The organism is Nocardia canadensis (assembly GCF_032656385.1).
Lineage (GTDB): Bacteria > Actinomycetota > Actinomycetes > Mycobacteriales > Mycobacteriaceae > Nocardia > Nocardia canadensis.
The window spans coordinates 136077-162320 of record NZ_JAVCWB010000002.1; the positions used below are offsets into that span (position 1 = coordinate 136077).

Below are 26244 nucleotides of genomic sequence, written 5' to 3' on the forward strand. Positions count from 1 at the left end.
AATCTCAATTCAAACGTTCGAATGCTTGTTCGATCTGTGCGAGGGGCGAAAGGGGCAGCAGATGGCTGGTCGCAACGATGGTCGGGAGCACGCGGGGCACGACGGTCGCGCGGGCGGGCTGCTACGTCAGGCCGACGCCCTGCTCACCGATTCGGCCTGGGAACACGATCCGGGTGAGCGGTTCCGCACCGCCTATCTGGCCGCGCTGCGCGGCGCGGGCGCGATGATCGCGCTCACCGGCGCCGATCGGGCGCCGCGGGCGCGCTCGCGCAGCGCCTGGGTCCTGCTGCGGCGTGCGAGCCCCGAATTCGCGATGTGGGCGGACTACTTCGAGGCGCACTCGCAACTGCGGGCCGATCTGGAGGCCGGGCTGGACCGCGCGGTCACCGACACCCGGGCCGACGAGTTCTGCTCACGGGTGGGCGCATTCCTCTACGACGTCGACGATGCGCTGGTCGCCGCCGTCAAGACACGCCCGCAGCCGAGTCGCGACCGGGACATGACTGCTTAGTTATCACCGAGTAGGTGGTACGGCTTCGATCGAACTCGTATCATGGGGAGCAGATAGCCGCCAAGGTCGGCTACCCGTCGCCTACCCGGAGGCGACCAGCCACGCCTAGTGCCGGGGGAGGTACCGTGCCACTCTCCGAGCACGAGCAGCGCATGCTCGAACAGATCGAGAGCGCTCTCTATGCTGAGGATCCGAAGTTCGCCTCGTCCGTCCGCGGCGGACGTCTTCGCTCCACGTCGAGTCGACGCAGACTGCAGGCCGCGGCGTTGTTCGCCATCGGCCTGTTCCTGCTCGTCGCCGGCATCGCCGCCCCGTTCAAGCCGGGCGGTTTCCCGATCATCAGCCTCGTCGGCTTCATCGCCATGTTCGGCGCCGGCGTCCTGCTCATGATCGGCAACTCCCGCAGGTCCGCTCGGCCGGACTCGTCCGAGACCCCCGCCGCGGGCTCCGGCCCCACGGGCGGCTCGACCGGACGCGGTGGTCGTCCGCGCAAGTCCGGCGGCTTCTCCGAGCGGATGGAAGACCGGTTCCGCCGAAGGTTCGAGCAGGAGTAGCTCGGCGGTAGCCGAGGCGCAACAGCATCGAAGGCGGCGCCGCACCCGATCGGGTGCGGCGCCGCCTTCGCCTGTTTCGGCGGTGGGGGTCCGCCGGATCGATGGTCAGGGCGGTTCCCCCACTTTCCCCACCATTCCCCACCGCGCCCCCACGGCGCGCATCGCCGCCGGTAGCACCTGGGATGTTTGCTGAACGTTGTCGGAACCAGGGGTTGCCGACCCGCGCGGGTTGCCCGAACACGCGATAACCCCGAATCTCGGTGATAGCTGGCATGACCTGCGGAATTGTGTTGGCGGGGAGCGAGATCACCCGGGGTTTCGATTGAAAGTGGGGGAAAGTGGGGTAATGTGGGTCGCGCACTACAGGAGAGGCCGTACGGCGAGGTGATCCAGTAGGGAGGTGGCCGAGATGTTCCTCGGTACCTACACCCCCCGACTGGACGACAAAGGGCGACTGACGTTGCCTGCGAAGTTTCGAGACGAACTGGCGGGAGGGTTGATGGTCACCAAAGGTCAAGACCACAGCCTGGCCGTGTACCCGAAAGACGAGTTCACCGCGCTCGCGCGGCGGGCCGCAGCGGCGTCTCGAAGCAACCCGCAGGCAAGGGCTTTCGTCCGAGCGCTGGCGGCGGGCACCGACGAGCAACGTCCGGATGCACAGGGCCGGATCACGCTGTCGCCGGACCATCGACGCTATGCCGATCTCACGCGAGATTGCGTGGTGATCGGTTCGGTCGACTTCCTCGAGATATGGGACAAGCAGGCGTGGGAGTCCTACCTCGCCGAGCACGAGGAGGACTACGCGCAAGCCAGAGACGAGTCGCTGGGCGGGATCTTCTAGCTCGGAGCACGCGAGTGCTGCGAGGCCTCTGCCCGGGCGTGGACCCTGACGTACTTCCCCGACGCCAGGTGCCGCGCCTCGGTCAGAGACCTCGACGCATTCGCCGGTTCCACCGCAAGGGCGGTGGAGCGGCTTCATTCAGACCGCAATCTCATTCGAAAAGCACTGTGTGGCAAGGCGACCCGTCTGCGACGCGAGGCAGTATCCCGGGAGGTCGAGGTGAACCATGACACCGAGAACCCCCGTCATGTGCCGGTCCTGCTCACCCGCGCCGACGAGCTGCTCGGCCCCGCGCTGAGCGAGCCGGGCGCGGTCTACCTCGACGCGACCCTCGGCCTGGGCGGCCATGCCGAACACTTCCTGCGCACCTATCCCCATGCGCGCCTGGTCGGGCTCGACCGCGACACCACCGCGCTGACACTGGCCGGCGAGCGGCTCGCGCCCTACGCCGACCGGATCACCCTGGTGCACACCCGCTACGACGGCATCGCCGACGCGCTCAGTCAGGCGGGCCTGCCCGAGTTCGGCTCCGTGTCAGCGATTCTGATGGACCTCGGGGTGTCGTCGATGCAGCTCGACGAGGCCGATCGCGGCTTCGCCTACTCCGTCGACGCGCCGCTGGACATGCGGATGGACCCGACCACCGGCCCGACCGCCGCCGACGTGCTCAACACCTACAGCCACGGCGACCTGGCCCGGGTGCTGAAAACCTATGGCGACGAACGGTTCGCGGGCAAGATCGCCTCGGAGGTGCTGCGCAGGCGCGCGGTCACGCCGTTCAGCACCAGCGCCCAGCTGGTCGAACTGCTCTACGACACCATTCCGGCCGCGGCGCGGCGCACCGGCGGTCATCCGGCCAAGCGCACGTTCCAAGCCCTGCGGGTGGAGGTCAACGGCGAGCTCGACTCGCTGCGGGCCGCGCTGCCCGCGGCCCTGGATTCGCTGCGCGTCGGCGGGCGGATCTGCGTCATGTCGTACCAGTCGCTGGAGGACCGGCTGGTCAAACAGGAGTTCGCGCCCCGGATCGTGTCCAGGTCACCGATGGACCTGCCGGTCGAATTGCCCGGTATGGGACCGGAGTTCCGGATGCTGACCCGAGGTGCGGAGAAGGCGACCGAGTCCGAGATCGAGGTCAATCCGCGATCCGCGCCGGTGCGGATGCGCGCGGCCGAACGGATCGCGGAGAGGTCAGGGAGGACACAGGAGGGGACACGATGAGCGTGCGGACGAGCACCGTCGCCGTGCCGGGGCGTACGGCCCGTCGCGTCGAGGCGGCCGAACGGGTGAAATCCGGTGCCGCGCAGCGGGCCTACGCGCGCAAGCGCACCAGGGAGCAGCTGCTCGACGGGATCGAGCTGCCCGAACGGGGCTCGACGATGGCCGGGCGGATTCCCTTCGTCACCGCGATCATCGGGTTGCTCGGCTGCGGTCTGGCCCTGACGCTGCTGCTGACCACCCGCGCCGCCGAGGACAGCTACCAGCTCGGCGACGCCAGGGCGGTCAACCGCAAGCTCGCCGACGAGCGGGCCGCGTTGCAGCGCGAGGTCGCCGCCGCCGACTCCGCTCCCGAATTGGCCGCGCGCGCCAGGGAACTGGGCATGATCCCCGCCAAGGACCCGGCCCGGCTGGTGCTCGGTCCCGGTGGGGAGGTGACTGTCATCGGCACGCCGACGCCCGCGCAGGGCGCGCCGGTGCCGCCGCTGAACGGCCCGCCGACCACCACTCCCAACCCCGCGCCGGGTCACGCGCAGGCGCAGGGCGAGCGGGTGGTTCCGGTGCAGCCGGGCGCCTCGACCGCAGGCCCGGCCGCCCCGAGTGGAACCCCGGCGAACGTGCTGGCCGCGCCCGCCACCCAGGGTGGCGCACCCGCCGCTCCGGCGCCCGCCGCGCCGCAGGGCCCGGCCGTCGCGCCGCAGCCCGCCGTCGCTGCGGCGCCCGCGCCGCTGGCCCCGGTCGACGCCGCCCCGCCCGCCGACGGACAAGCACCCGCGCCCGCCGAGGGACAGGTACCCGCGCCCGCGGAGGGTCCGGCGCCCGCGCCCGCGGAGGGTCCGGCGCCCGCGCCGTTGGCCCCGGTGACCGTGCCCGACCGGGTCGACGTCGCCGCGCCCGTCGAGCAGGGCGCCCCCGTCGTCGAGCAGAGCATCCCCGGAGAGCAGGGCGAGCCGCCCGCACCGGCCGACACGCCGCCACCCGCCCCGGGTGTCGCGGCGGGCCTACCAGGCCGGGTCGCGGGGCCGCCGAGCGAGTCACCGCGGATCGTCGCTCCGGAGGGCGGTCGATGAGGCAGAGCGGGCCCGCGTCGCAACAGCGACGCGGGCCGGTCTCGTCGAGGGCCCGCCGTTCGGGGTCGCTCTCGCCGGACCGGCCGATCCGGTTGCGCCTCGGCGTCGGCCGGGTCACCCTGCTGGCGACGCTGGCGGTGGTGGCGCTGCAGTTGCTCTACATCCAGAGCCTGGCCGCGCCCGCGCTCTCGGCGCAGGCCGCCTCCCAGCGCACCACCAAGGAGACCGAGGCCGCCGTGCGCGGCCCGATCACCGACCGGCACGGCAACCAGCTCGCCTTCACCATCACCGCGAAAGCGCTGACCTTCCAGCCGGTCCGGGTGCGCCAGCAGCTGGCCGACGCCAAGAAGGCCAAGTCGAGCGCGCCCGATCCCGAACAGCGTCTGAAGGACATCGCCGAGTTCGTCCACGACAAGCTCGGCGCCGCGGCACCCAAGGAAGAAGAGCTGCTGGACAAGCTGCGCAGCGACAAGACCTTCACCTATCTGGCCCGCAATGTCGATCCGCGGGTGGCCTCGGAGATCCAGGCCAAGTTCCCCGAGGTCGGCGCCGAACGCCAGGACTTGCGCGAATACCCCGGTGGCGCACTGGCGGCCAATGTGGTCGGCGCGACCGGCTGGGACGGGCACGGTCAGATCGGCCTGGAGTCCGCGCTGGACTCGGTGCTCGCGGGCACCGACGGCTCGCGCACCTACGACCGCGGCTCCGACGGCGCGGTGATCCCCGGCAGCTACCGCGATCAGCAGCCCGCGGTGAACGGCTACGGCGTGGAACTGACCCTCGACGAGGACATGCAGTACTACGTCCAGCAGCAGGTGCAGCAGGCCAAGCAGCTCTCCGGCGCGTCCTCGGCCTCGGCGGTGGTGCTCGACGCCAAGACCGGCCAGGTGCTGGCGATGGCCAACGACAACACCTTCAATCCCGCACTGGGACCCCAGCATTGGGCCTCGGCCGATATGAGCAACCCCTCGGTCGCCGAACCGTTCGAGCCCGGCTCGGTGAACAAGATCGTCACCGCGGCCGCCGCGATCGAGTACGGGCTCACCACGCCCGACGAGGTGCTGCAGGTGCCCGGCTCGATCCGGATGTCGGGGGTCACCGTCAACGACGCGTGGCAGCACGGCACCGCGCCGTACACGACCACCGGCGTCTTCGGAAAGTCCTCCAACGTGGGCACTCTCATGCTCGCGCAGCGGGTGGGCGAGGACCGCTTCGCCGACATGGTCGACCGCTTCGGCCTCGGCAAGCGCACCGGGATCGGCCTGCCCGGCGAGAGCCCGGGCCAGGTGCCCGCGCGCGACCAGTGGTCCGGCGGCACCTTCGCGAACCTGCCCATCGGTCAGGGTCTTTCGATGACGACGCTGCAGATGACCGGCATGTACCAGGCCATCGCCAACGACGGCCTGCGCATCCCACCGCGCATCGTCAAGGCCAGGATCGCCCCCGACGGCACCCGCACCGAGGAACTGCAGCCCGACGGCGTGCGCGTGGTGAGCCCGCAGACCGCAAGCACCCTGCGCACCGTCTTCCAGGCGACCGTGCAGAAGGACCCGATGGGTTACCAGATGGGCACCGGCTCCCCGGCCGCCATCGAGGGCTACCAGGTGGCGGGCAAGACCGGCACCGCGCAGAAGGTCGACCCGGCCTGCCGGTGCTATTCGTCGTCGTCGTTCTACATCACCTTCGCCGGGATGGCGCCCGCCGACAACCCCCGCTACGTGATCGGCATGATGCTCGACGCGCCGATCCGCAGCTCCGACGGCAGCGGTGGCGGGTCGGCCGCGCCGCTGTTCCACAGCATCGCCTCCTGGGCGTTGCAGCGCGACCGCGTGCCGCCGTCACCGGAGCCCAAACGGCTGGTGCTGGAGGCCGGGCTCTAACTCCTCCGCCTAGGCACAACCCGCGTTGTCCATCCGACACCGCGCGTCGGTAACCTGACTGCTCGTCTCGCCCACGCGCTCGATCACTCTCAGAGAGGAGCCTTGTGCCCGCGCAGTCCAGCCCGCACGCGCTCCGGCCCACCACGCCGCCGTCGACGTCGCTGCGGGCCCTGCTGGACCTCACCGGCGCCACGGTGGCGACCCCGGTGACCACCGAAGTAACCGTCACCGGCATCGAGCAGCGGTCCAACGCCGTGCGCCCCGGTGACCTGTTCGCCGCGCTGCCCGGCGCGAACGCGCACGGCGCGCGCTTCGCCGCCGACGCCATCGATCGCGGCGCGGTGGCCGTGTACACCGACGCCGCAGGCGCCGCCCTGATCGGCGAGGTCGCCGTCCCGGTCCTGGTGCGCGAGCGGCCGCGCGCCGCGCTCGGCGAGCTCTCGGCCGAGATCTACGGCCACCCGAGCGACCGGTTGCGCATCATCGGCATCACCGGGACCTCCGGCAAGACCACCACGTCGTACCTGGTGGAGGCCGGGCTCGCCGCGGCGGGCCTGTCCACCGGGCTGATCGGCACCATCGAGACCCGCATCGGCGGCAGGCGGGTGCCCAGCGCGCTCACCACGCCCGAGGCACCCCAGCTGCACGCGATGTTCGCGGCGATGGTCGAGCAGGGCGTGCAGGCGGTCGTGATGGAGGTCTCCAGCCACGCGCTGGCGCTGGGCCGGGTCGACGGCGTGCGCTTCGCCGTCGGCGCCTTCACCAACCTGTCCCAGGACCACCTCGACTTCCACGCCGACTTCGAGGACTACTTCGCCGCCAAACGCAAGCTCTTCGACGCGGATTCGCCGGTCGCCGCGCGCATCGCGGTGATCTGCGTCGACGACGAGTGGGGCACCCGCCTCGCGGGCGACCTCACCGCGCCGGTCACGGTGTCGACCACCGGCGCGATATCGGAGGGCGCCACCTGGCACGTGACCGGTGACGTCCGCGCCACCGGCGGTGAGCAGGAGTTCACCGCGGCCGGGCCGGACGGCGAGCTGTCCGTGCGGCTGCGGCTGCCCGGCCGCTACAACGTCGCCAACGCACTACTGGCCGTCGCGACCTGCGCCGCCGCCGGGGTCGATCCGGCCGTCGCCGCGCCCGCGCTGGCCACGGTCGACGTCCCCGGCCGCATGCAGCGGGTCGAGCGTGGCCAGGACTTCCTCGCCGTCGTCGACTACGCGCACAAGCCCGCCGCGGTCGAATCGGTGGTGGCCACCCTGCGCGGCCACCTCACCGAGGCCGGGCAGGGCAGGCTGGCCGTCGTCGTCGGCGCCGGCGGCGACCGTGACGCGGCCAAGCGCCCGTTGATGGGCGCGGCCGCCGCACGCGGCGCCGACCTGCTGATCGTCACCGACGACAATCCCCGCACCGAGGACCCGGCGGCCATCAGGGCCGCCGTGGTGGCCGGTGCGCACGAACTCCCGGCCACCGACCGCGGCGAGATCCGCGAGATCGGTGACCGCGCGGCGGCCATCGCCGCCGCCATCGCCTGGGCGCGTTCCGGCGACGTGGTGCTCATCGCGGGCAAGGGCCACGAGGCGGGGCAGGAGATCCAGGGCGTCAAGCATCCCTTCGACGACCGCGAGGTGGTCGCGGCGGCGCTGGAAACCCTGCAGACACGACACAGTCCGCAGACGGACTCGGAGGACTTGACGGTTTCATGATCGAGATGACACTGCGGGAGATCGCGGACGTCGTCGGCGGCGAGCTGCACGACGTACCCGACCCTCAGGCACTGGTGACCGGTTCGGTCGAATTCGATTCGCGCCGAATCGGTTCCGGCGATCTGTTCCTCGCGCTGCCGGGCGCCAACTCCGACGGACACGACTACGCCGCCGCCGCGGTGGCCGCGGGCGCGGTGGCCGTGCTGGCGGCCCGGCCGGTCGGGGTGCCCGCGATCGTCGTCGCGCCGGACCTCGGCTCGGTCCCGGCGTCCTCGGTGGCGCTGAGCCACGACGGCGACGGCTCCGGCGCCGCCGTGCTGGCCGCGTTGGCCGCGCTGGCGCGGGCCAGCACCGAGCGGCTGGCCGAGCGCACCGGGCTGACCGTCGTCGGCGTCACCGGGTCCTCCGGCAAGACCTCGACCAAGGACCTGCTGGCCGCCGTGCTGGCACCACTGGGTCCGGTCGTCGCCCCGCCCGGGTCGTTCAACAACGAACTCGGGCACCCCTGGACCGCGCTGCGCGCCGGCCTGGACACCAAGTTCCTCGCGCTCGAGTTGTCGGCCCGCGGACCCGGCCACATCGCCGCGCTGGCGCGCATCGCGCCGCCGCGCATCGGCGTGGTGCTCAATGTCGGCACCGCCCATCTGGGCGAGTTCGGCAGCCGGGAGGCCATCGCCCAGACCAAGGGCGAGCTGGTCGAGGCGCTGCCCGCCGACGGGCTGGCCGTGCTCAACGCCGACGATCCGAACGTCGCCGCCATGGCGTCGCGGACCCGGGCCCGGGTCGTGCGGGTCGGTATGGCCGGTGACGCCGACATCCGCGCCACCGACGTGGTCACCGACGAGCAGGCTCGTGCCCGGTTCACCCTGCACGCGGGCGGGGAGTCCGTCCCGGTGCGGCTGGCCGTGCACGGCGAGCACCAGGTCGGCAACGCGCTGGCCGCGGCCGCCGTCGCGCTGGAATGCGGCGCCGACCTGGCCACCGTCGCCCAGGCGCTGTCCGGCGCCACCGCGGCCTCGGCGCGCCGGATGGACGTGCGCACCACCGCCGAGGGCGTCACCGTCATCAACGATTCCTACAACGCCAACCCCGACTCGGTGAAGGCCGCGCTCAAGGCGCTGGTCACCCTGGCCAAGGCGGGCGACGAGCCGCGCCGCAGCTGGGCCGTGCTCGGCGAGATGGGCGAGCTCGGCGACACCTCGGTGATCGAACACGACGCGATCGGCCGCCTCGCGGTGCGCCTCGACGTCGACCGGTTGATCGTGGTCGGCACCGGACGGCCATCCCGGGGAATGCACCAGGGCGCGGTGATGGAAGGCTCATGGGGCGAGGAGTCGATCCTCGTGCCCGATATCGACGCGGCGATCGCGCTGCTCGACGACGAGATCGCCGCGGGCGATGTGGTACTGGTCAAGGCGTCGAAGGCGGTCGGTCTGTGGGCCGTCGCCGAGCACCTGACCAGGGCAGGGGAAGGTAGCACGGAGGCGGCTCGATGAGGCAGATTCTATTCGCGGCGGGGATCGCACTGGCGGTGTCGATCCTGTTGACGCCGTTGCTGATCCGGGTCTTCGCCAGGCAGGGCTTCGGCCAGGAGATCCGGGTCGACGGCCCGGCCAGTCACCAGGCCAAGCGCGGTACCCCGACCATGGGCGGCGTCGCCATCCTGATCGGCATGTGGGCGGGGTACCTCGGCTCGCACCTGATCGGCATCGGCTACGACGCGGAGGGCCCGACGGCCTCGGGTCTGCTCGTGCTCGGGCTGACCACCGCGCTCGGCGTCGTCGGTTTCCTCGACGACTTCATCAAGCTGCGCAAGCAGCGCAACCTCGGTCTGTCGGCCGCGGGCAAGTACATCGGCCAGATCGGCGCCGCGGTCCTGTTCGCGGTGCTGGTGCTGCAGTTCCGCGGCCAGAACGGCCTCACCCCGGGCAGCAAGCACATCTCCTATGTGCGCGACATCTCCACGGTGTCGATGGGCGCGATCGTGTTCGTCGTCTTCGTCTGCCTGCTGGTGGTGGCCTGGTCCAACGCGGTCAACCTGACCGACGGCCTGGACGGTCTGGCGGCGGGCTCGATGAGCCTGGTGCTCGGCGCGTACGTGATCATCACCTTCTGGCAGTACCGCAACGCGTGCTCGACCAGCCCCGAGGCCGGCTGCTACGACGTGCGCGACCCGCTGGACCTGGCGCTGGTGTGTGCCGCCGCGGCCGCCGCGTGCATCGGCTTCCTGTGGTGGAACGCCGCGCCCGCCAAGATCTTCATGGGCGACACCGGCTCGCTGGCGCTGGGCGGCATGCTGGCCGGGTTGTCGGTCACCACCCGCACCGAGCTGCTGATGGTCGTCATCGGCGCGCTGTTCGTCGCCGAGGCGGCGTCGGTGGTGCTGCAGGTGGCGGTCTACCGCACCACCCGCAACCGGTTGTTCAAGATGGCGCCGTTCCATCACCACTTCGAATTGAGCAAGTGGGCCGAAACCACGGTGATCATCAGGTTCTGGATCCTGGCCGGCATCGCCGCCGCCGTGGGTCTCGGACTGTTCTACAGCGAATATCTCTCGCAGGTCGGGTGAGGACGAACATGGTCGAACACTCTCCCCGTGCCCTCCGCTCCCCGGGCCCCATGCTCGAATTCCTGCGTGGCCGTGACGTGCTCGTCGCGGGCTGGGGCGTCTCCGGGCGCTCACTGATCGAACCGCTGCGCGATATCGGCGCGCATCCGGTGGTCACCGACAGCGGCGCCAAGGCGCTGGCCGATGCCGCCGAGCTGGGTCTCGAGGTCGCCACCAGCGTCGAGCTGGAGACCGCCGATCTGAGCAGGTTCGCGCTGGTCATCACCAGCCCGGGCTGGCGACCGGATTCACCGGTGCTGGTCTCCGCCGTCACCGAGGGCATCCCGGTCTGGGGTGACGTCGAGTTCGCCTGGTGGGTCGACCAGGCCCGGATCTACGGCCCGGTCCGCAAGTGGCTGGTCATCACCGGCACCAACGGCAAGACCACCACCACCAATATGACGCACTCGATCCTGCGTGCCGCCGGCATCTCCAGCGTGGCCTGCGGCAACATCGGTCTGCCGATCCTGGACGCGCTGCGCCGCAATCCCGGCCCGCAGGTCCTCGCGGTCGAGCTGTCCTCGTTCCAGCTGCACTGGGCGCCGTCGGTGCGCCCGGAGGCCGGTGTCGTGCTCAATGTCGCCGAGGATCACCTCGATTGGCACGGCGGCCTGGACGCCTACGCCGCCGCCAAGGCGCGCGCGCTGACCGGCCGGGTCGGCGTCGTCGGCCTCGACGATCCGGTGGCGGGCTCGCTGGCGCGCAAGGCCAAGGCCCGTCGCACCGTCGGCTTCCGCATCGGCGTGCCCGCCGACGGCGAGCTCGGCGTGGTCGACGGCAAGCTGCTGGACCGCGCGTTCACCAAGGCCGCGATCCTGGCCGAGACCTCCGACATCAGCCCGCAGGGCCCGGCAGGCATCGCCGATGCCCTCGCCGCCTCCGCGCTGACCAGGGCGATCGACGTGGCCCCGCAGTTCGTCAAGGAAGGCCTCGCCGAGCACAAGGTGGGCCCGCACCGCACCGCGTTCGTCCGCGAACTCGGCGGGGTCGACTTCATCGACGACTCCAAGGCCACCAACCCGCACGCCGCGCGCGCGGCGATCATGGCGCACCCGCACGTGGTCTGGGTGGCGGGCGGTCTGCTCAAGGGCGCCAGTGTCGACGACCTCATCGACGAAGTGGGCGACCGGCTGGTCGGCGCGGTCCTGTTCGGGGCCGACGCGCCGGTGATCGCCGCCGCATTGGCGCGACACGCACCCGAGGTCCCGGTCATCGAGCTGGACGCGCGAGACGATGCAGGCATGGAGTCGTCGAGATCCCAGCGTGCCGAAGCGGTCATGGGCCGCGCGGTGCGCGCCGCGGCGGGTCTGGCCCGTGCCGGAGACACCGTGTTGCTCGCGCCCGCGGCCGCCTCCCTGGACATGTACGACGACTACACCCACCGCGGACGCTGCTTCGTGGACGCGGTGACGGCACTGGAAGACGGTGACATCGGGCGGGCACTATGACACAGACGCGCCCGGCTGAACCGTCAGCGCCCGGAGGAGGCAGCTTGCGTAACCGCGTAGGACGCCGGGGCGGACGGAACGCGGCACAGCCGGGTTGGGCGGGGGAGCGCTTCGGCGCGTGGTTGGCCCGCCCGCTCGCGTCCTTCCATCTGATCGTCACCATCGCGACTCTGCTGACCGTGCTCGGCCTGGTCATGGTGCTCTCGGCGTCGAGCGTCGAGGCCTACGCCGGCGGCGGATCGGCGTACGCGCTGTTCATCCAGCAGGCGATGTTCGCCGGCCTCGGCGCCATCGCCTTCTATATCGCGCTACGGCTGCCGTTGCGGCTGCTGCGGCAGTGGTCGTTCCCGATCTTCAGCATCTCGGTGCTCGCGCTGGTGCTGGTGCTGATCCCCGGCATCGGCGCCATCCACGGCGGCGCGCGGCGCTGGTTCGACATCGGCCCGCTGTCGATCCAGCCGTCCGAGGTCGTCAAGGTGACGCTGGTGGTGTGGGGCGCGCATCTGCTGGCCTCACGTCGTGGCGCCCAGCTCAAGGACATCCTGGTGCCGCTGGTGCCCGCCGGCCTGCTGGTGTGTCTGCTGGTGGTGCTGGAACCGAACCTGTCGACCACGATCGCGCTCGGCATCGTGTTGATGGCGCTGCTATGGTTCGGCGGGCTGCCGGTGCGGCTGTTCGTCGGGATCATGGTCACCGGTGTGGTCGCGGCGTCGGTGCTGGCGCTGTCGGCCGGCTATCGCTCCGACCGGGTGCGCGCGTTCTTCAACCCCGGTGACGACCCGCAGGGCGTCAACTACCAGGCGCGCCAGGCCAAGTACTCCCTCGCCGACGGCGGCATCTGGGGCCGCGGCCTCGGCCAGAGCCGCGCGAAGTGGAGCTACCTGCCGAACTCGCACAACGACTTCATCTTCGCCATCATCGGCGAGGAACTCGGCTTCCTGGGCTGCATGCTGGTGCTGGCGCTGTTCGCGCTGTTCGTCTACGCCGGTATCCGGATCGCGCTGCGGTCGGTCGACCCGTTCCTGCGGCTGCTCACCGCCACCGCCACCACCTGGATCACCGCGCAGGCGCTGATCAACATCGGCTACGTCGTCGGCCTGCTGCCGGTGACCGGTCTGCAGCTGCCGCTGGTGTCGGCCGGTGGTTCCTCGCTGGCCATCACGCTGTTCATGTTCGGCATCATCGCCAGTGCCGCCCGGCACGAACCGGAGGCGGTCTCGGCGTTGCAGGCAGGACAGGACGGCCGCGTGAGCCGGATGCTGCGCCTGCCGGTGCCCGAGGTGTACACACCGTTCAAGGCAGACGCCCCGCGCCGGTCCGCCTCGAAAGCCAGGGCCGAGCGGCCTCGTCCGGCCGCGCGCCGCGAGAGCCCGGCCCCCCGGCGCCGACGCGCCCCCCAGAGCCGCGGCACCAGTTCGCTACGGTCGACCCGAGCATGGGAACCGACCTATCCGATGCCGCACCGCCCGGTGAAGAGGCGGGCCGGAGGTGGCGATGCGTGACCACGCAGGCCCTCGTGAACCGGGCAAGTCGAACACAGAGAGAACGAGGTAGATCCACGTGAGTCACCCGCGTCCCGGGTTGTCGGTGATCGTCGCAGGCGGAGGCACCGCAGGCCATATCGAACCCGCGCTCGCCGTCGCCGACGCCCTGCGCGCGCTCGACGCTTCGATCCGGGTGACCGCGCTGGGCACCGAACGCGGACTGGAGACCGAGCTCGTTCCCGAACGCGGGTACCCGCTCGAGCTGATCCCGCCGGTCCCGTTGCCACGCAAGCCCTCCGCCGACCTGCTGCGTCTGCCCGGGCGGGTGCGCGCCTCGGTGAAGGCGACCAGGGCCGTCATCGATGCGGTGCAGGCCGACGTGATCATCGGCTTCGGCGGCTATGTCGCGCTGCCCGCCTACCTCGCCGCGCGCGGTGGCCTGTTCGGCCGCAAGCGGGCCGTGCCGGTGGTGGTGCACGAGGCCAACGCCAAAGCGGGCATCGCCAACAAGGTCGGCGCCAAGCTCGCCGCGAAGGTGCTGGCCGCCGTGCCCGATTCGGGCCTGGCCAACGCCCAGGTCGTCGGCATCCCGGTGCGCGCCTCCATCACCGGCCTCGACCGCGCGGCCCTGCGCGCCGAGGCCCGCGCCCACTTCGGCCTGCCGGCCGAGGGGCCGGTGCTGCTGGTGTTCGGCGGGTCGCAGGGCGCGCGCAGCCTCAACGAGGCCGTCTCCGGCGCCGCGCCGCAGCTGGCGGCCGCGGGCATCTCGGTGCTGCACGCGCACGGCCCGAAGAACAGTGTCGAGGTGAGCACCGCCGACGCGGCCGCGCCGTATGTCGCCGTGCCGTACCTGTCCCGGATGGACCTGGCCTACGCCGCCGCCGACGCGGTGGTGTGCCGCTCCGGCGCGATGACCGTGGCCGAGGTGTCGGCGGTCGGACTGCCCGCCTTCTACGTTCCGCTGCCGCACGGCAACGGCGAGCAGGAGTTCAACGCCAGGCCCGTGGTCGCGCAGGGAGGTGGCAGAATTGTCGCCGATGCCGACCTGACCCCGAAATACGTGATCGATGAGGTGATTCCGCTGCTGCTCGACCCCGCTCGACTCGCCGAGATGAGCCGCGCCGCCGCCGGCGCCGGCCATCGCGACGCTGCCGACACGGTGGCCAGGATCGTCACCGAGGTCGCCCGATGAGCGGTCAGCGGCCGGAGGCGGCAGCGGAGCACGCGGGCCGCCCGATCATCGGCGGTGGACGCAGCTCGAGCGGCGAGGATCTCGCGACGGCGCTGCCGCCCGAACTCGAACGGGTGCACATGGTCGGCATCGGCGGCGCGGGCATGTCCGGCATCGCCCGGATCCTGCTGGCCCGTGGTGGCGCGGTCTCCGGTTCGGATGCCCGTGAGAGCCGCGGTGTGCTGTCGCTGCGGGCGCGCGGCGCGCAGGTCCGTATCGGCCACGACGCCGACGCGCTCGACCTGCTGCCCGGCGGCCCGACGGTGGTCGTCACCACCTATGCCGCGATCCCGAAGACCAATCCCGAACTGGTCGAGGCGAATCGGCGCCAGATCCCGGTGCTGCTGCGCCCGACCGTGCTCGCCGCGCTGATGCGCGGGCACAGGACGCTGCTGGTCTCGGGCACGCACGGCAAGACCTCGACCACTTCGATGCTGATCGTGTCGCTACAGCACTGCGGCGCCGACCCGTCGTTCGCGGTCGGCGGCGAGCTCAACGAGGCGGGCACCAACGCCCATCACGGCAGCGGGGACATCTTCGTCGCCGAGGCCGACGAGTCCGACGGCTCACTGCTGCAGTACGACCCGGACGTCGCCGTGGTCACCAACATCGAATCCGATCACCTCGACTTCTTCGGCACCGACGAGGCCTACATCCAGGTCTTCGACGACTTCGCCGACCGGCTCGCCCCCGGCGGTCTGCTGGTGGTGTGCCTGGACGACCCCGGCTCGCTGGCGCTGGCGCATCGGGTCGCCCCGCGCCTGGCCGAGCGCGGCGTGGCGGTCCTGGGCTACGGCTCCGGCGACCTGTCGGCGTCCCCGGTGCCGGTCGGCGCGCGCCTGATTGATTGGCAGCCGCGCGATGTCGGCGGCATCGTCGAATTCGAGCTGGCGGGGGAGAGCACACCGCGCACGGTGCGGCTGTCGGTGCCGGGCAGGCACATGGCGCTCAACGCGCTCGCCGCGCTGCTCGCCGCCCGGGCCACCGGCGCCGATATCGACGAGATCGTGCAGGGGCTGGAGGGGTTCGGCGGCGTACACCGCCGGTTCCAGTTCACCGGCCGGGAGAACGGCGTTCGCGTCTTCGACGACTACGCCCACCATCCCACCGAGGTGCGCGCCGTGCTCGAGGCCGCGGCCCAGCTGGTCGCCCAGGAGGCGCGCGACGGCGCGCGGACCCGGCGCGGCCGGGTGATCGTGGTGTTCCAGCCGCATCTGTACAGCCGCACCGCCACCTTCGCCACCGAGTTCGGCACCGCGCTGAGCCTGGCCGACGAGGTCGTCGTGCTCGATGTCTACGGCGCGCGCGAGGAGCCGCTGCCCGGTGTCAACGGCGCGCTGGTGGCGCAGGCGGTGACGAGCCCCGTGCACTACCAGCCGGATATGTCGAAGGTGGGCAAGCAGGTCGCCGGGCTCGCGCAGCCCGGTGACGTGGTGATCACCATGGGCGCCGGCGATGTCACCATGCTCGGCAGCCAGATCCTCGACGGCTTGCGCGCCCGGCCGCAACAGGGCGGCCGGTGAGATTGCCGATGCCCGCCGCGCGCGGGTGGCGCGGCTACCGGCTCTGGACGGCGGTCGGCGTCCTCGTGGTCACGGTCCTCGTCGTTCTCGCGTGGTTCACCCCGGTGTTGTCGGTGCGGACCGTGCGCGTCGACGGCTTGGCCGCGGTCTCCGAGGAGGAGGTCCGCACGCGGCTCGAAATCCCGGACGGCCGTTCGATGTTGCGCATCGATACCACCGCGATCGCCCAGCGTGTGGCCGCGATTCCGAAGGTGCGTTCGGTGCGGGTGCAGCGCAAATTCCCCTCCACCGTGCTGGTGAGCGTGGTGGAACGAACACCGGTGGTGTACCTCGAATCACCGGACGGCGCGCACCTGATCGATGCCGAGAGCGTCGAATTCGCGATCGAGCCCGCGCCGCCGATCGGGGTGCCGAAGCTGCTCACCGAGGGATCCTTCACCGGGCCCGCGGCGGCCAGGGCGGCGGTGGACGTGCTGGTCACGCTGCCACCCGCCCTGTCGGTGCAGGTGGGTGAGGTTGTCGCACGGTCGAATTCGGACGTCTCATTGAACCTACGTGACGGTAGGAAGGTAGTGTGGGGCGGCACGGGCGACGGCGAGCGCAAAGCTGCCGTCGTGTTGCCGCTGCTGACCCGTGAGGGGACCGTGTTCGACGTGTCGAGTCCGAATCTGGTCACGGTAAAGTGAGCGACACTCTTTGTGGCACAAGATTCTGGCTCTCGTCTCGGCGCGCCTGCGCCGGGATCGCAGTGGCTGCGAATAGCGTTCCGCAGCAGTCGGATACTTGACATAACGCCAACCCTATGGTTGAGGTTGAGGGTTTAAGATCGAAGGAAGGCGAGAGCCCATGACGCCCCCGCACAACTACCTTGCAGTGATCAAGGTCGTCGGTATCGGCGGCGGCGGCGTGAACGCCGTCAACCGAATGATCGAACAGGGACTCAAGGGAGTCGAGTTCATCGCGGTCAATACCGACGCCCAAGCCCTGCTGATGAGCGATGCCGACGTCAAACTCGATGTCGGCCGCGAGCTGACTCGCGGCCTCGGTGCCGGTGCCGATCCGGAAGTCGGCCGCAAGGCCGCCGAAGACCACAAGGACGAGATCGAAGAGGTGCTCAAGGGCGCCGACATGGTCTTCGTCACCGCGGGCGAGGGCGGTGGCACCGGTACCGGTGGCGCGCCCGTCGTCGCCAGCATCGCCCGTAAGCTGGGCGCGCTGACCATAGGTGTCGTGACCCGGCCGTTCTCTTTCGAGGGCAAGCGGCGTGGGAACCAGGCCGAGGTGGGGATCAACCTGCTTCGCGAGTCGTGCGACACCCTCATCGTCATTCCGAACGACCGGCTGCTGCAGCTGGGCGACGCGGCGGTGAGCCTGATGGACGCGTTCCGCTCCGCCGACGAGGTGCTCCTCAACGGTGTCCAGGGCATCACCGACCTGATCACCACCCCGGGTCTGATCAACGTCGACTTCGCCGACGTCAAGTCCGTCATGTCCGGCGCCGGTTCGGCGCTGATGGGCATCGGCTCGGCGCGCGGTGAGGGCCGGTCGGTGAAGGCCGCGGAGACGGCGATCAACTCGCCGCTGCTCGAGGCGTCGATGGACGGCGCGCACGGCGTGCTGCTCTCGATCGCCGGCGGCTCCGATCTCGGTCTGTTCGAGATCAACGAGGCGGCCTCGCTGGTGCAGGAGGCGGCCCACATCGAGGCCAACATCATCTTCGGTACGGTTATCGACGATTCGCTGGGCGACGAGGTGCGCGTCACCGTCATCGCGGCCGGTTTCGACGGTGGCGGCCCCTCCCGGCGGGCGGTGCCCGAATCGCACAGCACCCGGGTCGGGTCCAACCCGATCGGCGCCGGGCGCGCGGGCGAGGTCGGCCAGGCGCGCAGCGAGGCTCCGGTCCGCGCGACCGAACCCGCCACCAGCGGGGTGTCGAGCGGGCGGACCAGCGCCCCGAGCTACCGCGACACCGAGCGGTATCGGGAGTCGGAGCGTCAGCGGGTCACCGAGCAGGCCATGAACCGCGTCAACAACCCCGACCAGGGCGATGACGGCGACGATGACGACGACATCGAAGTGCCGATCTTCATGCGCCGATAGCCAGGACAAACGAGAAGCGCCCGGACTCCGCGGAGTCCGGGCGCTTCTCGTCGTGCGGGCCTCAGCCCTTGGCGCTGCCCAGGCAGAACGTGGTCTTCGGGTCGTTGACCACCAGGACCGAGTCGGCGTCCTCGCCGCACAGCTGCTCGTCGACCTGACCGTCGATGCGCGAGACGACCTTGAAGTCGGCCTCGGTGGCGGTGCACGGCACGAACTTGTAGCCGGTCATCATGCCCTCGTTGTAGCAGCTGCCCTCCTTGAAGTTCGGGGCGAGACACAGGAACGCGAGGGTGCCGCCGCTGCCGAAGGTCTCCTCGTAGGAGGTGTAGTCCTCGTGGCACTCGACCTTCTGGTCGTGCACCTGCACGACCTTGTAGACGGCGGTCTCGGCCGAGCAGGGGACAGGCTCGGTCTTGGAGTCGATCATCGACGCCGAGATCACGTTGATGCAGTCACCGACCTTCGAGCGGGCGGTGTCGGACTTGCCCGCGTCCTTGGCCACCTCGGTGACCTTGTCCACGGCCGAGCAGCCCGCGGCACCGAGTGCCGTGACCGCCAGCAGTGCGAGCGCGAACCGCGAAACCATTCCCTTGCCGGTGAACGTCATGCGAACCTACTTTCTGAAGAACCTCACCGCGGACCCTTCGGCGGTGATCGGCCTCGCCCACCCAACCCCACGTCCGCCCGCGGAGCATCCGGGAAACCACGGCATTTGCTCGTCGGTGACCCGGGTTAGGCTCACCCCGGACAAACCGGGCAGGAAAGGGTGATGACGGTGATCGAACGCGCCTTCGTCGGCCGAGCCCCCGAACTGGCCACCCTGACCACGACCTTCACCGGCCCCGACGCCCCCTGGCTGCTGCTGGTGGAGGGCCCCGCCGGAATCGGCAAGTCCCGCTTGATCGCCCATTTCGCCCAGGCCGCGCCGTGCCGGGTGTTCTCGGTCACCGGTGCCGAGGACGCCCGCACCCAACCGCGCTACCTCGCCGACGATCTCGCCGAACAGCTCGATGACGTCGATCCGGCCGAGGAAGAACGCGCACGCGGCGCGGCGGTCGTTCCACCGGCGGCGTGGTCCTCGGCCGACGCCGAGGTGTCCGCGGCGGACGTGGTCGCCGACACGGCGCTCGCCCGGCGGATGCGGCGCGCGCTCGGCACGGTCGAGACCTTGCTGGTCGTCGACGACGCGCAGTGGGCCGACGCGGAATCGGTTCGGCTGCTGGCCTTCCTGATCCGCAATCGCCCGGTCGGCGGATTCCGGCTGCTTCTCGCGTTTCGCGACGGCGGCTGCCCGCCGTCGCTCACCCGTTTGCTGCGGGTGCCGCTGGTCCGCTCGGTCCATGTCCGGGTGCCGCCGTTCACCGGCATCGACGTCGACGGGCTGCTCCCGGGGGAGGATCCCCGTCGCCGCGCCCGGCTACTCGACGCGTCCCAGGGCAATCCGCTGTACCTGTCGCTCCTGGCCGACCTGCCCGACCGGGAACTGGAGCGGGCGCTGCGCGGGGAGAACCCGGATCCGACCTCGACCGATTACGCGGCGCTGGATCGCACGATCCGGGCCGAACTGGCCCAGCTGCCCGAGCTCGACCGGTCGGTCGCGCAGGCCGCCGCCGTGTGTGGCGCGCCGCCCGACCTCGAACTGCTGTCGGCGACCGCGGATCTCCCGGCGGTGACGGTGGCCGACGCGCTCGATGGGCTGGTCGGTCGCGGCGTCGTCCGGGTGATCGATGGCGCGGTGACCTTCGTCCACCCGCTGATCCGCACCGCCGCCTATCGGCTGGCGGGACAGGGCTGGCTGGCCCTGGCCCACCGCCGCGCGGCACTGGCGTTGCGCGCCCGGGACGCGCCGATGGCCGCGCGGGCCGCGCAGCTCGAGCATGCTCTGCTCGGCCGCGACGAGCTCGCGGGCGCCGAACTGCGGCTGGCGGCCGACCGGGTGCTCGCCGACGCGCCGGCCTCGGCCGCGCGCTGGCTCGCGCTCGCCCACCGGATCGCCCCCTCGGCCACCGATCCACTCGCCGACGCGGTGGCACTGGGCCGGGCACTGCTGCTCGCGGGCGCGGGCGAGCGCGCGGCGGCGGCACTCGCCCCGGCGGCCGCCGCACCGGGCCCGCATCAGCTGGAAGCGCTGCTGCTGGCGGCCCGGTGCGCCCGCATGTGCGGCCGGGTCGAGGAGGCCAGGACTCTGCTCGCCACCGCCGCGACCCTGCCTCGGCGCCGCGGTGACGGTCCGGTCCAGCTGGAGCTGGCCATCCTGGAATTGCAGGATCACCAGGACGCCGAAGGCCACGCCCGGCTCAACGCCCTGTTCGAGTCCGCCGAGATCGCGGACCCGGCGGTGCGGGCCGCCGCGACGGCGCTGCGTTGCCTCGGGTTCGTCGCCGACGGTCAGATCCGGACCGCCGCCGAGCTCTACCCCGACTGTCACCATGCCTTCGACGAGCTCACCGACGCCGGCTTCCGCGAGGTCGTCCACGCGGTTCCCGCCCTGGGCTGGTGCGCCTACTTCCTCGACCACGACCGCGACGGCCTCGCCCACCTCGACCGTGCCATCCGCGTCAGCCACCGTTTCGGCCGCAGCTACGCCCTGGCCGAACTCCAGACCGTCCGCGCCTACTCGCTGGCCAAACTCGGCCGACTCGACGCCGCGATCGCCGCCGCCGACGACGCGACCGATGCCGCCACCACCTTCCACCACCCCGACCTGCTCTCCTTCGCCGGCGCGGTCAAGCTCCGCACCCTGCTGCTCACCGCCCCCACCGACGCGGTCACCACCCAGTGGCACACGGTCGCGGCCCTGCCACGTCCCGCCATGCGCTGGTGGCGCCAGGTAGTCGAGACCACCCTCGTCGAAACCGCCCGCCCGCTCGGCCTTCCGACACCGGACCTCCAGGTGCCCGGTGCCCCGACCCGTCGAGTCTCAGCGCCCGGTCCGCCGGTCCCGGGTGCTCCGGCCGCCGGTTCGCTGGTCCAGGATGCGCCGGAGCCCGACGCCCCGGTGGTCCCTGACGCTTCGACCCCGACCGCCCTGGCCCCCGACACCCGCCCCGGCCCCCTGCATCCGACGCACCTGGCCCGGGCGGCCCATGCCGCGATCGCCGACGGCGACCTGACCACAGCCGCCGACCTGGTCGCCCGGGCGACCGCAGCGGCCGGCTACCGAACCTCGGCCTCCGCCACCGGCGAAACCGTTGCGGGCGATGCCGTTTCCACCGCGCCGGAGCTACCGCCCGAACCCGGCGACACGGAGTCGACGAGGACGCCCCTCGACGCCGGCATTGGCTCCGGCAGCCGGCAGTCGTCATCGCGAGGCGCGCACCACACCGACGAGAGCCCGGGTAGCACGGCTCAGGTGCTGCGCTGCGAGGGCCCGGATCACCTGGTCGCCGCGTCGCACCCCGTCGCCGCGTCGCACTCGGTCGCCGCGTCGCACCCGACCGACGAGGGTCTCGGTAGCCAGGTGGGCGCGGCCGCGCTCGCCGGTGCCGACTACGCCGTCGCCGTCGGTGATCTCGCCACCGCGGCAACATCGGCCGAGCGGGCGATCGCCGCGTTCACCCGCGCCGGAATGGTGGTCAACCGCGCGCAGGCCGAACTGCTCGCGGGTATCGTCGCGGGCCGCCGCGGCGACTTCGGCCAGGCGACCAGCCGGTTCGCCTCGGCACGCGCGGTATTCGCCGCCGCGGGCGCCCAGCGACTGCTGGCCGAGACCACCACGGCCCAGCGCAGCCTGGCCGGATCCCGCTCGCCCAGCCCCACCTCCCTCACCAGGCGCGAGCGGGAAGTCGCCGAACTGGCGGCCCACGGCCACACGAACAAGGACATCGCCGCCCATCTCTATCTGAGCCCCCGCACCGTCGAGGACCATCTCGGCCGCGTCCTGCGCAAGCTCGGCCTCACCAGCCGCGCGGGCATCGCCCGCAAGCTCGACGAACTGGGGTAGCGCGCTCCGCGCCGAGGCCGAACGATGTCACCGCGCCGAGGTTGACCGACGTCACCGCCCACGGGCGACCCACCCCGCCCGGACGGCACTACGCTCGAAGTCATGACTTCCGCACCCACCACCGTGACCGTCCGCCGGGTGACCACCACCCGCGCCGGTGGCTTCTCCGCCGCTCCGTACGACTCGTTCAACCTGGGCGATCACGTCGGCGACGATCCGGAAGCCGTGCGCCGCAACCGGGTTCGGCTGGCCGAGGGCATCGGGCTCACCCCGGACCGGCTGGTGTGGATGGAGCAGGTACACGGACGCAACGTCGAGATCGTCGACGGACCCCGCGCCGAACCGGTTCCGGTGACCGACGCGCTGGTCACCACCGTGCCGAACCTGGCCCTGGTGGTGCTCACCGCCGACTGCGTGCCGATCCTGCTCTCCGACGACGAGGCCGGTGTCATCGCCGCGGTGCACGCGGGCCGCATCGGCGCCCGGATCGGGATCGTGCCGCGGGTGCTCGAGGCGATGGTGTCGGTGGGCGCGAGGGTCGAACGGATCGGCGCCTTCCTCGGCCCCGCCGCCTCCGGCCGCCAGTACGAGGTCCCGGCCGCGATGCGGGCCGACGTCGAGGCCCACCTGCCCGGCAGCGCCACCACCACGGTCCGCAAAACCCCTGGTCTGGACCTGCGCGCGGGCATCAGCAGGCAGCTCACCGAGGCCGGCGTCGGCGGGATCGCCCTCGACCCGCGCTGCACCATCGAGGACAGGACCCTGTTCAGCCACCGCCGCGGCGCGCCGACCGGCCGCATCGCCGGCGTGATCTGGATGGACCCCACCGCATGAGCGCAGCGCGCGAGACCACCCAGGAGACCGCCCGCGCCCAGGAACTCTCGGCCCGGCTCGACGGTCTGCTGGCCCGCATCGACGCCGCCGTGGCCGCCGCGGGCCGACCGGCCGGTTCGGTCCGGCTGCTGCCGGTGACGAAGTTCTTCCCCTCCGCCGATGTCGACATCCTCTACCGCCTCGGCAGGCGCGAGTTCGGCGAGTCGCGCGAGCAGGAGGCCTCGGCCAAGGTCGCCGAGCTCGGTTACGACGACGTCGAATGGCACATGATCGGCCGTTTACAACGGAACAAGGCGCGCGCGGTGGCGCGCTGGGCGCACACCGTGCACTCGGTCGACAGCGAACGCCTGGCAACCGCGCTGGACCGGGCCGCGCGCGACGCCATGGCAGCCGGCGAGCGTACCGCGCCCCTGCGTGTCCTGCTCCAGGTGAGCCTGGACGACGACCCCGGGCGCGGGGGTGTCGCACCGGCCGATCTGCCCGCCCTGGCCGATCTCGTGGCGAAGGCTCCCGGCCTGCATCTGGCCGGTCTGATGGCGATTCCGCCCCTTGACGCCGCCAGTGATGCGTCCTTTGCGAATCTTGCGACTTTGCACACTTCGCTGCTGACTCGACACGCCGACGCCACCGAACTTTCTGCAGGTATGTCGGGTGATTTGGAATCTGCGGTCGAACACGGTTCGACGTGTGTGCGTGTCGGTACCGCCTTGATGGGCGCGCGACCGATAACCTCGGCGTAGCAAAGAAACCTCATCAGTCACATTCGACACATACGATTGGGCCGACGAGGCGCTGAGCAAGAACTTCAACACCCGGCCGCCACCGGGGCCGAAGGAAGGTCGACCAGATGAGCACGCTGCACAAGTTCAAGGCGTACTTCGGCATGGTTCCGCTCGACGAGTACGAAGACGATTACGTCGACGATCACGCCCCTCGCGGCGCCGACGAGCGCGCCGGTCGCCCTCGCCCGCGCAGCTACGACCGCTACGCCGAAGACCGATACGGCGCCGACCGTTTCGAGGACGAGGCCGACGACTACCCGCAGCCGGCCTACAAGTCGGCCTACCAGGCGCGTCGTGACGATTACGTCGCCGACACCTACGCCGACGATCGTTACGAGACGCCACGTCGCCCGACCAGGATCGAGACCGCGCCGTCGTCTGGTCGCTCGTTCCGGGCCGGCGGTGTCGCACCCGGCATGCGCGGCTCCACCCGTGGAGCGCTCGCGGTCGATCCCGACGCCGAGGAGCGCAGGCTGGAGGAGCGCATGCGCCCCGAGCCTGCCGCCGCGCGGCGGCCTGGGATCTTCGAGGACGGAGGTCCCTTGTCCAAGATCACCACGCTGCGTCCCCGGGACTACAGCGAGGCCAGGATCATCGGTGAGCGTTTCCGCGAGGGCAACCCGGTCATCATGGACCTGGTGGACCTGAGCAATGCCGATGCGAAACGGCTGGTCGATTTCGCGGCCGGGCTCGCTTTCGCGCTGCGCGGTTCGTTCGACAAGGTGGCGACGAAGGTGTTCCTGCTCTCACCCGCCGATGTCGACGTATCAGCGGAAGAGCGCCGCCGGATCGCCGAAAACGGCTTCTACAACCAGAAATAGACACCACATCCGCAACACCGTGATGGCCGCCCGCGCACTGCGCGGCGCGGCCATTTTGCACGCCGCCGATTTTGCGGCAGAGTGAAGACGTGGCCCTGTTCGCGGTTCTGTACCTGGTGCTTTTCATCTTCTGGCTGTTGCTGATCAGCCGGGTGATCGTCGAGTTCATTCGCAGTTTCGCGCGCGATTGGCGCCCGACCGGTGTGGTGGTGATCATCCTCGAAGTCATCTTCACGGTGACCGACCCGCCGGTGAAACTCCTGAGGCGGTTGATACCTCCTGTGAATCTCGGGGGTATTCGGCTCGATCTGTCGATAATGGTCCTGCTCTTCGTGGTGTTCATCCTGATGTCCATCGTGGGTAGGCTCGGGCAGCCCGTGACCTCCGTGTGACATACTGAATCGAGAAGACCGCTTGCTAGTTCTCCAAAAGACGCGTGAAGGGATCCTTCGATGCCGCTGACTCCCGCCGATGTGCATAACGTCGCGTTCAGCAAACCGCCGATCGGTAAGCGCGGCTACAACGAGGACGAGGTAGATGCCTTCCTGGATCTCGTCGAGCAGGAGCTGTCGCGCCTGATCGAGGAGAACGCCGACCTGCGTCAGCGGGTCGCCGAGCTCGACACCGAGCTGGCCGACGCCAAGAAGAACCGCGCGTCCGCGCCGGTCAGCGCCGTGAAGGCGCCTGTCCAACAGGCCCCGCCGCCGGCGCCGGAACCGATCGCGCCGCCGGTGCCACCCGCACCGCCCGCGCCGATGCCGGTCGCCGCCCCCGTGCGTGACAACTCCGGTCCGGACGCGAACATGCAGGCCGCGAAGGTCCTCACCCTGGCGCAGGAGATGGCCGACCGCCTCACCACCGACGCCAAGACCGAGGCCGAGGGACTGCTCTCGAACGCGCGGGCAAACTCCGAGCGACTGGTCGGCGACGCCCGTACCCGCTCCGAGGCGATGATCGCCGACGCGCGCCAGAAGTCCGACGCGATGCTGGCCGACGCGCAGAACCGCTCCGACACCCAGATCCGTCAGGCCAAGGACAAGGCCGAGGCCCTGACCGCCGATGCCGAGCGTCAGCACGCCGAGATCATGGCCACCATCACCCAGCAGCGCACGGTGCTGGAGAGCCGCATCGAGCAGCTGAAGACCTTCGAGCGCGAGTACCGCGTGCGACTGAAGTCGTACCTGGAGTCGCAGCTGGAGGAGCTGGAGAACCGCGGCTCGGCCGTCCCGGTCGACGGCGGCGAGTTCGCCGGCGAAACCAACGGTTCGGCCAACAGTCTGGCTCCCGCCTCCTTCGCCAAGGGCGGCAAGTAAACTGGACCCGGGTCACACGGCGCGCCGTGTGACCCGGGAAACGCCCAGCTTTCGTCGGGCTGCTCGGGTTCTTGGGAGTCAGCATGCTCGTCTTGACGCTCGTCCTCGCGGCTATCGGTTTCGGTTTGCTCGTCGCGGCGCTCGCCACCGGTTCGGTGCTGTGGGCCTGGGGGTGCATCCTGATCTGTATCGTCGGTGCCGCCACTCTGCTGGTGAGTGCGCTGGCCACCCGAAAACCCGAGAACGACCCGGTCCCACCTGGCCGACACGCCCGGCGGGACTGACGGCGCGAAATATCCGCTGGACGGTCCCGGTTAGAATCGAACAACACACGGCACTGATCCGGCCATCACCGGGGAGCCTTCGGAAGAACGGCG

General features: G+C 70.9%; 23 protein-coding genes. 22 read left to right on the plus strand and 1 reads right to left on the minus strand.

The window, feature by feature from the left end; translation table 11 throughout:
* The first annotated feature begins 61 nt into the window (after positions 1-61).
* The 15 genes from Q7X29_RS03895 to ftsZ all read left to right on the plus strand — a co-directional run bounded on the left by Q7X29_RS03895 (position 62) and on the right by ftsZ (position 18174).
* Positions 62-511 carry an SAV_6107 family HEPN domain-containing protein gene (locus Q7X29_RS03895; protein ID WP_316573324.1) on the plus strand — a complete coding sequence of 150 codons (450 nt, stop codon included), beginning with the start codon at positions 62-64 and terminating at the stop codon, positions 509-511.
* Positions 512-636: 125 nt separating this feature from the next.
* Positions 637-1065 carry a DUF3040 domain-containing protein gene (locus tag Q7X29_RS03900; RefSeq protein WP_218715913.1) on the plus strand — a complete coding sequence of 143 codons (429 nt, stop codon included), beginning with the start codon at positions 637-639 and terminating at the stop codon, positions 1063-1065.
* Positions 1066-1474: 409 nt separating this feature from the next.
* A complete protein-coding gene (gene mraZ, locus Q7X29_RS03905; RefSeq protein ID WP_218715918.1) occupies positions 1475-1906 on the plus strand; it encodes a division/cell wall cluster transcriptional repressor MraZ in 432 nt (143 codons plus the stop codon).
* Between the two features lie 219 nt (positions 1907-2125).
* Positions 2126-3124, plus strand: a complete 999-nt coding sequence (gene rsmH / locus Q7X29_RS03910; RefSeq protein ID WP_218715912.1) for a 16S rRNA (cytosine(1402)-N(4))-methyltransferase RsmH — start codon at positions 2126-2128, stop codon at positions 3122-3124.
* Positions 3121-4191, plus strand: a complete 1071-nt coding sequence (locus Q7X29_RS03915; RefSeq protein ID WP_316573325.1) for a hypothetical protein — start codon at positions 3121-3123, stop codon at positions 4189-4191. The genes rsmH and Q7X29_RS03915 overlap by 4 nt, the downstream gene beginning before the upstream one ends.
* Positions 4188-6071 (plus strand): peptidoglycan D,D-transpeptidase FtsI family protein, encoded by a 1884-nt coding sequence (locus Q7X29_RS03920; RefSeq protein WP_316573326.1) that lies wholly within the window; start codon positions 4188-4190, stop codon positions 6069-6071. The genes Q7X29_RS03915 and Q7X29_RS03920 overlap by 4 nt, the downstream gene beginning before the upstream one ends.
* Positions 6072-6175: 104 nt before the next feature.
* Complete coding sequence (locus Q7X29_RS03925) at positions 6176-7780, plus strand: UDP-N-acetylmuramoyl-L-alanyl-D-glutamate--2,6-diaminopimelate ligase (protein ID WP_316573327.1); 1605 nt, start codon at positions 6176-6178, stop codon at positions 7778-7780.
* Positions 7777-9276, plus strand: a complete 1500-nt coding sequence (locus Q7X29_RS03930; RefSeq protein WP_316573328.1) for a UDP-N-acetylmuramoyl-tripeptide--D-alanyl-D-alanine ligase — start codon at positions 7777-7779, stop codon at positions 9274-9276. Before Q7X29_RS03925 ends, Q7X29_RS03930 begins: the two co-directional genes overlap by 4 nt.
* Positions 9273-10349, plus strand: a complete 1077-nt coding sequence (gene mraY / locus Q7X29_RS03935) for a phospho-N-acetylmuramoyl-pentapeptide-transferase (RefSeq protein WP_218716002.1) — start codon at positions 9273-9275, stop codon at positions 10347-10349. Before Q7X29_RS03930 ends, mraY begins: the two co-directional genes overlap by 4 nt.
* Before the next feature lie 50 nt (positions 10350-10399).
* Entirely contained in the window at positions 10400-11836 is a 1437-nt protein-coding gene (gene murD, locus Q7X29_RS03940) for a UDP-N-acetylmuramoyl-L-alanine--D-glutamate ligase (protein ID WP_316573695.1), read from the plus strand.
* The gene (gene ftsW, locus Q7X29_RS03945) at positions 11833-13338 is read left to right on the plus strand and encodes a putative lipid II flippase FtsW (RefSeq protein WP_374104814.1); all 1506 of its coding nucleotides are present in this window, start codon (positions 11833-11835) and stop codon (positions 13336-13338) included. Before murD ends, ftsW begins: the two co-directional genes overlap by 4 nt.
* A gap of 58 nt (positions 13339-13396) precedes the next feature.
* Positions 13397-14512, plus strand: a complete 1116-nt coding sequence (murG, locus tag Q7X29_RS03950; protein ID WP_308248323.1) for an undecaprenyldiphospho-muramoylpentapeptide beta-N-acetylglucosaminyltransferase — start codon at positions 13397-13399, stop codon at positions 14510-14512.
* Between the two features lie 119 nt (positions 14513-14631).
* A complete protein-coding gene (gene murC / locus Q7X29_RS03955; protein ID WP_316573696.1) occupies positions 14632-16074 on the plus strand; it encodes a UDP-N-acetylmuramate--L-alanine ligase in 1443 nt (480 codons plus the stop codon).
* A gap of 8 nt (positions 16075-16082) precedes the next feature.
* Entirely contained in the window at positions 16083-16760 is a 678-nt protein-coding gene (locus Q7X29_RS03960) for a cell division protein FtsQ/DivIB (protein ID WP_218716001.1), read from the plus strand.
* A 160-nt stretch (positions 16761-16920) separates the two neighbouring features.
* Positions 16921-18174 carry a cell division protein FtsZ gene (gene ftsZ, locus Q7X29_RS03965; protein WP_218716000.1) on the plus strand — a complete coding sequence of 418 codons (1254 nt, stop codon included), beginning with the start codon at positions 16921-16923 and terminating at the stop codon, positions 18172-18174.
* Positions 18175-18235: 61 nt separating this feature from the next.
* On the opposite strand, the gene Q7X29_RS03970 is transcribed toward ftsZ, so the two are convergent.
* A complete protein-coding gene (locus tag Q7X29_RS03970) occupies positions 18236-18781 on the minus strand; it encodes an LppU/SCO3897 family protein (protein WP_218715999.1) in 546 nt (181 codons plus the stop codon).
* A 162-nt stretch (positions 18782-18943) separates the two neighbouring features.
* Here Q7X29_RS03970 and Q7X29_RS03975 point away from each other — a divergent pair, with 162 nt between their 5' ends.
* The 7 genes from Q7X29_RS03975 to Q7X29_RS04005 all read left to right on the plus strand — a co-directional run bounded on the left by Q7X29_RS03975 (position 18944) and on the right by Q7X29_RS04005 (position 26151).
* A complete protein-coding gene (locus Q7X29_RS03975; protein WP_316573329.1) occupies positions 18944-22117 on the plus strand; it encodes a helix-turn-helix transcriptional regulator in 3174 nt (1057 codons plus the stop codon).
* A 102-nt stretch (positions 22118-22219) separates the two neighbouring features.
* A complete protein-coding gene (gene pgeF, locus Q7X29_RS03980; RefSeq protein ID WP_316573330.1) occupies positions 22220-22951 on the plus strand; it encodes a peptidoglycan editing factor PgeF in 732 nt (243 codons plus the stop codon).
* Entirely contained in the window at positions 22948-23691 is a 744-nt protein-coding gene (locus tag Q7X29_RS03985) for a YggS family pyridoxal phosphate-dependent enzyme (RefSeq protein ID WP_316573331.1), read from the plus strand. The genes pgeF and Q7X29_RS03985 overlap by 4 nt, the downstream gene beginning before the upstream one ends.
* A gap of 107 nt (positions 23692-23798) precedes the next feature.
* Positions 23799-24554, plus strand: a complete 756-nt coding sequence (locus Q7X29_RS03990; protein ID WP_218721087.1) for a cell division protein SepF — start codon at positions 23799-23801, stop codon at positions 24552-24554.
* An 89-nt stretch (positions 24555-24643) separates the two neighbouring features.
* On the plus strand, positions 24644-24946 hold the full coding sequence (locus Q7X29_RS03995) for a YggT family protein (protein WP_019046242.1): 303 nt from the start codon (positions 24644-24646) through the stop codon (positions 24944-24946).
* A 60-nt stretch (positions 24947-25006) separates the two neighbouring features.
* On the plus strand, positions 25007-25867 hold the full coding sequence (gene wag31 / locus Q7X29_RS04000) for a DivIVA-like cell division protein Wag31 (protein WP_218721088.1): 861 nt from the start codon (positions 25007-25009) through the stop codon (positions 25865-25867).
* 83 nt (positions 25868-25950) lie between these two features.
* A complete protein-coding gene (locus Q7X29_RS04005) occupies positions 25951-26151 on the plus strand; it encodes a hypothetical protein (protein ID WP_316573332.1) in 201 nt (66 codons plus the stop codon).
* Positions 26152-26244: the final 93 nt, after the last annotated feature.

Coding starts and splice junctions, on each gene's coding strand:
- Q7X29_RS03915 (WP_316573325.1), top strand. CDS start 3,121: ATGAGCGTGCGGACGAGCACCGTCGCCGTGCCGGGGCGTACGGCCCGT.
- Q7X29_RS03990 (WP_218721087.1), top strand. CDS start 23,799: ATGAGCACGCTGCACAAGTTCAAGGCGTACTTCGGCATGGTTCCGCTC.
- wag31 (WP_218721088.1), top strand. CDS start 25,007: ATGCCGCTGACTCCCGCCGATGTGCATAACGTCGCGTTCAGCAAACCG.
- ftsW (WP_374104814.1), top strand. CDS start 11,833: ATGACACAGACGCGCCCGGCTGAACCGTCAGCGCCCGGAGGAGGCAGC.
- Q7X29_RS03895 (WP_316573324.1), top strand. CDS start 62: ATGGCTGGTCGCAACGATGGTCGGGAGCACGCGGGGCACGACGGTCGC.
- murD (WP_316573695.1), top strand. CDS start 10,400: ATGCTCGAATTCCTGCGTGGCCGTGACGTGCTCGTCGCGGGCTGGGGC.
- Q7X29_RS03975 (WP_316573329.1), top strand. CDS start 18,944: ATGACGGTGATCGAACGCGCCTTCGTCGGCCGAGCCCCCGAACTGGCC.
- pgeF (WP_316573330.1), top strand. CDS start 22,220: ATGACTTCCGCACCCACCACCGTGACCGTCCGCCGGGTGACCACCACC.
- mraY (WP_218716002.1), top strand. CDS start 9,273: ATGAGGCAGATTCTATTCGCGGCGGGGATCGCACTGGCGGTGTCGATC.
- Q7X29_RS03960 (WP_218716001.1), top strand. CDS start 16,083: ATGCCCGCCGCGCGCGGGTGGCGCGGCTACCGGCTCTGGACGGCGGTC.
- murC (WP_316573696.1), top strand. CDS start 14,632: ATGGTCGGCATCGGCGGCGCGGGCATGTCCGGCATCGCCCGGATCCTG.
- Q7X29_RS03930 (WP_316573328.1), top strand. CDS start 7,777: ATGATCGAGATGACACTGCGGGAGATCGCGGACGTCGTCGGCGGCGAG.
- Q7X29_RS03920 (WP_316573326.1), top strand. CDS start 4,188: ATGAGGCAGAGCGGGCCCGCGTCGCAACAGCGACGCGGGCCGGTCTCG.
- Q7X29_RS03970 (WP_218715999.1), bottom strand. CDS start 18,781: ATGACGTTCACCGGCAAGGGAATGGTTTCGCGGTTCGCGCTCGCACTG.
- ftsZ (WP_218716000.1), top strand. CDS start 16,921: ATGACGCCCCCGCACAACTACCTTGCAGTGATCAAGGTCGTCGGTATC.
- mraZ (WP_218715918.1), top strand. CDS start 1,475: ATGTTCCTCGGTACCTACACCCCCCGACTGGACGACAAAGGGCGACTG.
- Q7X29_RS04005 (WP_316573332.1), top strand. CDS start 25,951: ATGCTCGTCTTGACGCTCGTCCTCGCGGCTATCGGTTTCGGTTTGCTC.
- Q7X29_RS03985 (WP_316573331.1), top strand. CDS start 22,948: ATGAGCGCAGCGCGCGAGACCACCCAGGAGACCGCCCGCGCCCAGGAA.